At 32.0% G+C, this 8,834-nt stretch carries 12 protein-coding genes; 4 read left to right on the plus strand and 8 right to left on the minus strand.

Features of this window, described 5'->3' with window-relative positions; all coding sequences use genetic code 11:
• Positions 1 to 79: 79 nt before the first annotated feature.
• From RPL90_RS12885 to RPL90_RS12895, 3 genes are read right to left on the minus strand one after another with little or no spacing between them, the layout of a single operon-like run.
• Entirely contained in the window at positions 80 to 814 is a 735-nt protein-coding gene (locus RPL90_RS12885) for a pseudouridine synthase (protein WP_313550432.1), read from the minus strand.
• Positions 807 to 1,355 (minus strand): SMC-Scp complex subunit ScpB, encoded by a 549-nt coding sequence (gene scpB / locus RPL90_RS12890; protein ID WP_061854629.1) that lies wholly within the window; start codon positions 1,353 to 1,355, stop codon positions 807 to 809. Before scpB ends, RPL90_RS12885 begins: the two co-directional genes overlap by 8 nt.
• Entirely contained in the window at positions 1,339 to 2,073 is a 735-nt protein-coding gene (locus tag RPL90_RS12895) for a segregation and condensation protein A (RefSeq protein ID WP_313550436.1), read from the minus strand. Before RPL90_RS12895 ends, scpB begins: the two co-directional genes overlap by 17 nt.
• Before the next feature lie 96 nt (positions 2,074 to 2,169).
• Between RPL90_RS12895 and RPL90_RS12900 the strand changes: the two genes are divergently transcribed.
• On the plus strand, positions 2,170 to 2,676 hold the full coding sequence (locus tag RPL90_RS12900; protein ID WP_313550439.1) for a DUF309 domain-containing protein: 507 nt from the start codon (positions 2,170 to 2,172) through the stop codon (positions 2,674 to 2,676).
• 56 nt (positions 2,677 to 2,732) lie between these two features.
• On the opposite strand, the gene xerD is transcribed toward RPL90_RS12900, so the two are convergent.
• From xerD to RPL90_RS12915, 3 genes are all read right to left on the minus strand, one after another.
• Positions 2,733 to 3,620: a site-specific tyrosine recombinase XerD gene (xerD, locus tag RPL90_RS12905; RefSeq protein ID WP_313550441.1), complete on the minus strand. Its 888-nt coding sequence runs from the start codon at positions 3,618 to 3,620 to the stop codon at positions 2,733 to 2,735.
• Between the two features lie 29 nt (positions 3,621 to 3,649).
• Complete coding sequence (gene fur, locus RPL90_RS12910) at positions 3,650 to 4,096, minus strand: ferric iron uptake transcriptional regulator (protein ID WP_048793634.1); 447 nt, start codon at positions 4,094 to 4,096, stop codon at positions 3,650 to 3,652.
• 105 nt (positions 4,097 to 4,201) lie between these two features.
• Entirely contained in the window at positions 4,202 to 4,744 is a 543-nt protein-coding gene (locus tag RPL90_RS12915; protein WP_313550446.1) for an NUDIX hydrolase, read from the minus strand.
• Positions 4,745 to 4,918: 174 nt separating this feature from the next.
• Between RPL90_RS12915 and RPL90_RS12920 the strand changes: the two genes are divergently transcribed.
• On the plus strand, positions 4,919 to 5,833 hold the full coding sequence (locus tag RPL90_RS12920) for an aldo/keto reductase (RefSeq protein WP_313550448.1): 915 nt from the start codon (positions 4,919 to 4,921) through the stop codon (positions 5,831 to 5,833).
• Positions 5,834 to 5,883: 50 nt separating this feature from the next.
• Here the strand turns inward: RPL90_RS12920 and RPL90_RS12925 are convergent, their stop codons facing one another.
• On the minus strand, positions 5,884 to 6,642 hold the full coding sequence (locus RPL90_RS12925; protein ID WP_313550451.1) for an SDR family NAD(P)-dependent oxidoreductase: 759 nt from the start codon (positions 6,640 to 6,642) through the stop codon (positions 5,884 to 5,886).
• Positions 6,643 to 6,785: 143 nt separating this feature from the next.
• Between RPL90_RS12925 and proC the strand changes: the two genes are divergently transcribed.
• Entirely contained in the window at positions 6,786 to 7,601 is an 816-nt protein-coding gene (proC, locus tag RPL90_RS12930) for a pyrroline-5-carboxylate reductase (RefSeq protein WP_313550454.1), read from the plus strand.
• 89 nt (positions 7,602 to 7,690) lie between these two features.
• On the opposite strand, the gene rnz is transcribed toward proC, so the two are convergent.
• The gene (gene rnz, locus RPL90_RS12935; protein WP_313550457.1) at positions 7,691 to 8,611 is read right to left on the minus strand and encodes a ribonuclease Z; all 921 of its coding nucleotides are present in this window, start codon (positions 8,609 to 8,611) and stop codon (positions 7,691 to 7,693) included.
• Between the two features lie 151 nt (positions 8,612 to 8,762).
• On the opposite strand from rnz, the gene RPL90_RS12990 reads away from it, so the two are divergent.
• Positions 8,763 to 8,834: hypothetical protein (locus RPL90_RS12990; protein ID WP_398573872.1), on the plus strand; the 72-nt coding region annotated here is incomplete at its 3' end.

The raw sequence follows: 8,834 nt of genomic DNA on the forward strand, positions 1-8,834 counted from the left end.
AGCACTTTAACTATCCCTTACTAAAACACTCAATCTTTGTGAAATTTTTCTCAATTTCAAGCAAGTGCAATTATTAATGTTAACCATTTTCCGCTAAATGACGTAACGTTTTTACTTCATGCGGTGTTAATACCCTGCCCTCACCAGCATTTAAACCTGTTAAATTTAAAGGACCAAATTCTATTCTTTGTAATTTTGAAACTTCATGCCCAAAATATTCGAACATACGACGGACTTGTCTGTTGCGACCTTCTGTTATAGTAATTTCTACAAGTGTAGTAGATTTTTCTTTATCTTGGTTTTTAATTTTAATGGTAGCTGGTTGCGTTACACCGTCTTCTAATTTAACGCCTTTTTCTAATGCTTTTACTTCTTCTCGCATTAAATAACCTTTTAGTTTTACAACATATTTCTTTTTGATTTTATAACGTGGGTGAGTCATTAAATTAGTAAAATCGCCGTCATTAGTTAATAACAATAAGCCTGAAGTATCGTAATCCAATCTACCTACAGGATAAATTCTTGTATCAAGTTCTTTAAAATAGTCAGTCACTACTTTTCGCCCTTTGTCATCTGAAACACTCGTAATGACTTGCGCTGGTTTATAGAATAAAATATATAGTTTATCTTCTTGTTCTAGTTTAATACCTTCAACTTCTACAGTATCTGAAGTTTTTACTTTAGTTCCTAATTCGGTCACAGTTTCACCGTTTACTTTTACTTTTCCTTCTTCTATTAATAGTTCTGCTTTACGTCTAGATGTATAACCACTGTTGGCGATACGTTTTTGTAATCTTTCCATTTCGTTACTCATTATTTTCTCCTTTTTGATTGACTAAATTGCTGAAGAACGCTTCAATTTCTTCATCCTCTTCGTCAGTTGTTGGTAAATCATCGATATTTTCAATGCCAAATACATTTAAAAATAAATTTGTAGTGTACAGTTGGTGGCTACGTGAAGCATCTTCTTCTTTAGCTTCCACTAACCCTTTAGCAATTAATGTTTTCACAGCACCATCTGAATTGATACCTCTAATCATTTCAATATCACTTCTTGAAATTGGTTGGTTATAAGCGATAATAGATAATGCTTCCATAGCTGCTTGTGATATTTTCATGTTGGCTTTTTGTTCAACTAATTTTTCTACATATTCGGAAGCTTCTTTTTTTGTCGTTAGCACATATGTAGTACCAAATTTTTGAATCAATAGTCCGGGAGATTCGTAGTTTGAAATGAGTTCGTGCAAGGTTGATTGATCGTACTCTAATATTTCAAGTAATTGACGTTCTTCAATACCTTCGTCACCTGCAGTATATAGCAGTGCTTCTAAGATGCCGTTATGCATTAATGCCATAATTTACGCCCCTTATAATATTAATATCTTCAAAACTTTTTTGTTGTTCTATATTGATAACACCTGATTTAGACATTTCTAAAATTGCTAAAAAATGCGTGACTACCATTTCCACAGGTTCTGAAAAATTAAACAAACTAAAGAATTTAAAAGAGCTCTCCTGTTGCAAACGTTCCTGCACTTGAGAAGTAGCTTGTTGGATTGTAAAAGTTTCTTTATGTATGTTAACAGCTTTTGGTGTATTAAGTTCCATTCTGTTTTTAACTCTTTGGTACGCTATGATTAATTCCGTTAAATCTATCGTATTATTAGGGTCCCAAGTCTCATTTTGCTCTAAATGAGATAAATCAGTCGGATGTTTTGCAAAATAATGCGCGCGTTCTTCTTTCTTGTCGTTTAATGTTTCAGTATATTCTTTGTAATTTTGATATTCTATTAAACGACCTACTAAATTTTCACGCGGGTCCTCTTCGAGATCTTCAGTTTCATCACTTTGAGGTAGCAACATTTTACTTTTGATCATTAATAGTTCAGAAGCCATTACTAAATAGTCACTCGCTACATTGATTTCTAGTTGATTCATTGTATGTATATAGTGTAAATATTGTTCTGTGAGTGATTTCATTGGGATATCGTAAATATCGATTTCAAATTTTTGGATAAGATGCAATAATAAATCCAAAGGACCATTAAAAGCATCTAATTTTACTTCATACATTTTATCTACCTCATATAAGTTGCAAGTTAAGTGCGTCATTCACTAAAATATTATACCATGTTTGTAATAAACATTAAATTTTTGGAGCGGAAGTTTATGGATAATGCACTAAAATTATTTTATTATCAATTTCATACAGAACAACATTACTTTTATTGTCATGATATTTTAGAAGAAGCTTGGAAAGAAAATCCGTCTTTTAGTAAAAATGATTCTGTGGTAAGTTTAATACTTTTTGCAACAGGTTGTTATCATTATCGTAGACATAATCACGTCGGTGCTAAACGTTCATTTCAACGTGCTCATAAAGTTATAACACAAGCTGTAAGCTCCCAATATTTAGGTCTTAATATTGAGTATTACAAAAAATTAATTGTTCAAATGATAAACAATATCGAACAACAAAAAGCATTCGAACCGATTCAGTTACCTATTACCAAGATGATGGAACAACAAATACTACAAGATTATCCTAACTATATTTTGACGCCGTACGTGATTGATGATGACTATATTGTCCATCACCATTTAAAAAGAGATCGTACCGAAGTAATACAAGCAAGACAAGCGGCTATGCACAAAAACAATCGATTATCTAAATAATATAAAAACCACATGTCTCATAAGGCATGTGGTTTGTTTTATAGATGTACAATATTTTAAGCTCTTGGATGAAAAGCGTTATACATTTTTCTAATTTGTGATTTGGATACGTGTGTATATAATTGCGTGGTAGAAATATCCGAATGGCCTAACATTTCTTGTACAGCTCTTAAATCAGCGCCATTTTCAAGTAAATGGGTCGCAAATGAGTGTCTTAATGTGTGTGGTGTTAAAGTTTTATTAATTTTAGCTTTAATACCGGTTTGTTTAATCATCTTCCATATGCCTTGTCTTGACAAGGGTTTACCGTGTAAGTTTAAAAATAATGCATCAGTTGTTGTCTTTCTAAGTAATTGAGGGCGTACGGTTTCTATATATTTAGTTAAGAAATCAATCACAGTATCACCTAGAGGTACGATACGTTCTTTATTTCCTTTCCCAAATACACGGACAAAGCCCATAATTAAATTGACATTTTCCACCTCTAATTGAATTAGCTCAGAAACACGCATACCTGTAGCATATAATAATTCTAACATTGTTCTATCTCTATAACCGTTATTCTTACTAATATCCGGTGTTTCGAGTAAAGCTATAATTTCATCAACTTCTAGTACGTCAGGCAATCTTCTTTCGTATTTAGGTGTTTCTATTAATACTGTAGGATCTTTAGCTGCATATTTCTCTCTTAAAGCAAATTGATGGAAACTACGCACAGTCGAAATAAATCGGGCTAAAGATTTAGCGGATGCACCTTGATCGTGTAGATAACCTAAACACTGTTGAATCGTTTGTCTATCTACGAAATCAATATGATTAATTTTGTGCTCGTTTAAATACGTTACATATTTATCTAAATCTCTACGATAAGCACCAATTGTATTTGAACTAAGCCCTTTTTCTATTTGAATAAATTTTAAGTATTCATTTTTTATGGTTTCCATATTGCCACCTCATAAACTTCAATCTGTCATTATTTCCCTTTAGCCTGACAGGAAGAACAAACGCCATGGAACGTTAGACGATGGTCTAATATTCTAAAGTTAAAGTCTTGTTCAACTTTTTCTTCAACTTTAGGTAATAAGTCCTCTTCGATTTCTTCAACTTTGCCACATTCCATACAAACTAAATGATGATGGAAATGTTTTGCGCCTTCTTTACGTAAATCAAATCTGGCTACGCCATCGCCGAAATTAATTTTATCGACAACTTTTAATTCTGCTAATAATTCTAATGTTCTATACACTGTTGCTAAACCGATTTCAGGTGCCTTATCTTTTACTTTTAAATAAACATCTTCAGCGCTTAAATGATCTTTTTCATTTTCAATTAAAACTCTTAAAGTTGCTTCTCTTTGTGGAGTTAATTTATATGATGATTGCTGTAATTGTTGCTTCACGCGATTTAAACGTTCTTCCACGGAAGCCTCACTCCCCTACTAATAATTATAATCATTTTAATTTACATTAATGATACATATATAAAATACCAATAATTGATAAAATTCGCAAGTTAATTCTATTTTCTATTTAGAATGATTATAATTAAGTAATAGATATTGAAGTGCAATAATCGTCTTAGCGTCGTTGATATCATTGTTTAAAAGCTTTTCTTGAGCCTCGCTAATTGATAATTCGTGAATTTCTATAAATTCATCTTCGTCTAAATGAACTTCTCCTGGAAATAATTCAGTAGCTAAATATATTGAAATTTTTTCATTTGTAAACCCTGGCGAACCATACATATCAGTAATAAGTTGCAATGATTTTGCTTTATAACCCGTTTCTTCTTCTAATTCTCGCTTAGCCGCTGCTTCTCTTTCTTCCCCTATTTCTAATTTGCCTGCTGGTATTTCTAACATAGTGTCATCCAGTGGTTTTCTAAATTGCTCGACTAATACGATTTTATTATCAGGCGTTAATGCACATACAGCCACAGCCCCATTATGTAAAACTATTTCACGTGTAGAAGTCTCACCGTTTGGTAGTTCTACATCGTGTACTTCTAAATCTATAATTTTTCCTTCATAAATACTTGTTTTATTAGTAGTTTTTTCGTATAAGTTCATCGTAATCACGTTCCTTTAAATATTTAATCGTTACTGTTAAGATTGGTATATTGATTAAAGAGGTGTCATACTCAATTCATTTATAAATTAATGTATAAAGTTACAAACTCAGTTATTACTAAATTTGTACGCCTCTTTATCTTATTTCATTAGTGTATCGAAAGGAGAAACAACATGCAAAAGAACATATTAAAAAGTGGTATTGAATTATCTGAAGTAGGATTAGGTTGTATGAGTCTCGGTACTGAATATGACCAAGCCGAAACAATTATCGAAAGTGCAATTGATCAAGGTATCACTTATTTTGATACAGCTGATATTTACGATAAAGGAACCAACGAAAAAATTGTCGCTAAGGCATTGAAAAAATATCAAAACCGAGATGATATCGTCATTGGTACAAAAGTGGGAAATCATTTACAAGATGACGGTTCAACATTCTGGGACCCATCTAAAAAGTATATTAAATCAGCAGTAAAAAATTCATTGAAAAATTTAGGGTTAGATGAACTTGATTTGTATCAACTACATGGCGGTACGATAGATGATCCTTTAGATGAAACAATTAGTGCTTTTGATGAGTTAAAGCAAGAAGGTATTGTTCGTGCGTATGGCATTTCTTCTATTAGACCTAATGTTATAAGATATTATTTGGAACATAGTCAAATAGAAACATTAATGTCTCAGTTCAACATTATTGATAATAGACCAGAAGATTTAGTTAATGAAGTCAATGCTAAAAACGTGAAAATTTTAGCTCGTGGACCAGTATTTAAAGGCCTACTTACTGCTAATAGTAGTAAGGCATTAGACAGTAAATTTAAGGAAGGTATCTTTGATTACACTTACCAAGAATTAGGAGAAACAATTGCTTCAATTAAAGAAGTAGAAAATAATTTGACAGCTTTATCATTTAAATATTTAAAATCACAAGAAGCATTCGGTTCTATTATTGTAGGTGCTAGTAGTCCTGCTCAACTTGAAGAAAATATTAAAAATTACGAAGCAGCTCAATCTATTAGTGACGAACAATTAAAAGCAGCAAGAGAACGTGTAAAAAACTTACAATACACACAACACGTAAAATAAGTGCTATACAATAAATCCCAACAATTCAACATTGTCGGGATTTTTATTTTTTATTTTTTATTTTTGAATGCAAAAGGAAAAAGTCGTTCAATCGTGCGTGGTGCTATATTATAAATTTTGAGCATAATATGCATCCAACTTGGTTTATTAATCTCTGTCTTGCGCTTATTAATACCCTCTATAATATCTTGAGCCAATCGTGTAGGGTCTAGCATCATACGTTGATATTTTTTGGCATATTTTAATGTAGGGTCCGCATGATTATGAAATGGTGTATTAACAGGTCCTGTATTAACTGTCATAACGTGAAACGAAGGATGTTCTAAGCGTAATGCGTTCATTAATTGAATAAATGCAGCTTTGCTTGCGCCATAATGTGCTGCATAAGCTTGTGGTGTATATGCTGCTTGACTACCAATACCAACGATAGAAGCATTGTTTGAGAAATATGGGAGTAACACCTTAAACATCACATTAAAATTAACGATGTTTAATTGATACGTTTCTAACATTTCTTCAATATTATGAGTTTGTATTGATTTAAAATACCCAGTCCCTGAACTATATATTAAACCGTCTATATTAGTGTTAGGTAATTGTGAAGGAATGCTGTTAATATCATCAAGATTAAGTAAATCACAATTAATAATAGTTAACTGTTTTGAATTAACTGTATGAGCCAATTGTGCAATTTTTTGCGGATTGCGTGCCAAAACAGTTACTTGTACACTTTTTTGTAATAAGGCTTTTAATAGCGCCAATCCTAACCCACTGGTTGCACCTGTCATTATATAATGTCGCCCTTTCAAAAATAACACCTCACTACTAATTAATATTTTTAATAGTATAAGTTTATTCTCTATCTTTGTAAATAATTACATATAATCATTAGGAAAATAATACAACTATGTTAGTATGGAAGCATCACAAAATAAGGAAGTGTTGATTCTACATGAAACTAGTGTTTTACGGAGCAGGTAATATGGCGCATGCCATATTTACTGGAATAGTTAATTCAAATGTTATTGATTCAAATGATATCTATTTAACAAATAGATCAAATGAGCAAGCTTTAAAGGATTACGCACAGCAACTAGGTGTTAATTATAGTTACGATGACGAGGCATTGCTAGCTCAAGCTGATTACGTCTTCATTGGTACAAAACCATATGATTTTGAATCTTTAGCAGAAAGAATTAAACCTTATATTACTGATAAAAATAAATTTATATCAATTATGGCTGGTTTACCGATGGATTACATTAGAGAACAATTAGATACTAAAAATCCTGTCGCGCGTATTATGCCTAATACAAATGCACACGTTGGCCATTCTGTAACAGGCATTAGCTTCTCAAGTAATTTTGGTGCTACTTCTAAAGATGAAGTTGATAATTTAATTAATGCATTCGGTTCTGCAATTGAAGTGCCAGAAGACAACTTACATCAAGTAACAGCAATAACAGGAAGCGGGCCAGCATTTTTATATCACGTATTCGAACAATATGTAACAGCTGGTACTCGTTTAGGATTAGAAAAAGACCAAGTGGAAGAATCAATTAGAAACTTAATTATAGGTACGAGTAAAATGATTGAAAGATCGGAATTGAGTATGGGGCAGTTACGTAAAAATATTACTTCTAAAGGAGGTACGACGCAAGCTGGACTCAATGCCTTATCAGAATATGATATCGAAGGGATTTTCGAAGATTGTCTGCGTTCTGCTGTAAATAGAAGTATTGAATTATCTAACCAAGATGATGATTAAAAGATTATATTTATATCTAAATAAAGAGATAGACGTAATTGACACGTCTATCTCTTTTTAATGCATAAAAAATATATGTAATTTTAATGTTAAAACATATAAGAGTCAAAATCACTAACAAACTTAAAGTTTGTTCGTTGTTGCTGGTTAACTAAATCATTATAAATATGTGACACATCCTCAAAAGTATAACGATTACTAATATGTGTGATAAGAGAATATTTAACATTCGCACGTTCCATTAATTCAAAGACATCTTCAATGTGACTATGATTATAATTATTAGCTAATGTTTTGTCGCCTTCTAAATAAGTGCCTTCATGAACCATAACATCTGCATCGTTTGCAATTAAATATTCATTGGTACATGGTTTGGTATCGCCAAATATAGCAATGATTGGTCCTCGAGTAGGTTCGCCTTTGAAGGCATTTGAATCGTAAATCAAACCATCGTATTCAAATGTATCATTGGCCTTTATCTCTTGATATTTTGGCCCAGGTTCTAAACCGATATTTTTTAAAGCTGCTACATCAATTTTGCCAGGTGTATATGGAGCTTCTATACGATAACCATATGACGTTATACCATGATTTAATAAATTGGCTGTAACCTTAAAGCCATTATGCTGATATGCAAAATGGTCATCAATTTCGATAAAAGTTAACGGGTAATTTAACCGCGATTCTGAAAGCGTTAACGTTGTTTCAACATATTCTTTGATACCTTTTGGACCTATTATAGTCAAAGGTTTACCTTCTCCACCTTGAAATGAACGTGTAGTTAAAATACCAGGAAGCCCAAAAATATGATCACCATGCATATGAGTGATAAAGATGTGATTAACCTTACCTAATTTTATAGAATGATGTAAAATTTGATGTTGCGTTGCTTCACCTACGTCAAATAACCAAATGTTATTTAAGTAAGGTTCCAAATTAAGTGCAATTGCTTGGGTGTTACGCTCTTTTGTAGGTAATCCAGCACTGGTACCAAAAAAAGTTATTTCCATGCATGAGCCTCCTCTTCTTGACCATATTTTAGCATATATAAAGAATAATGTTATAATAAATAGGAAATTGCTTTCAAGCAAAATTATATGAACTATGGTAACAATTGTTTTATAATTAAGTAAGATTTTAAAAAGAATTGAGGTTTTTATCTTGAGTACTAGAAATAAGAACATCCCTTGTTTAATTACTATATTCGGAGCGACGGGTGATTTGAGCCATAGA

Source organism: Staphylococcus kloosii, assembly GCF_032139365.1.
Taxonomy (GTDB): Bacteria; Bacillota; Bacilli; order Staphylococcales; family Staphylococcaceae; genus Staphylococcus; species Staphylococcus kloosii_A.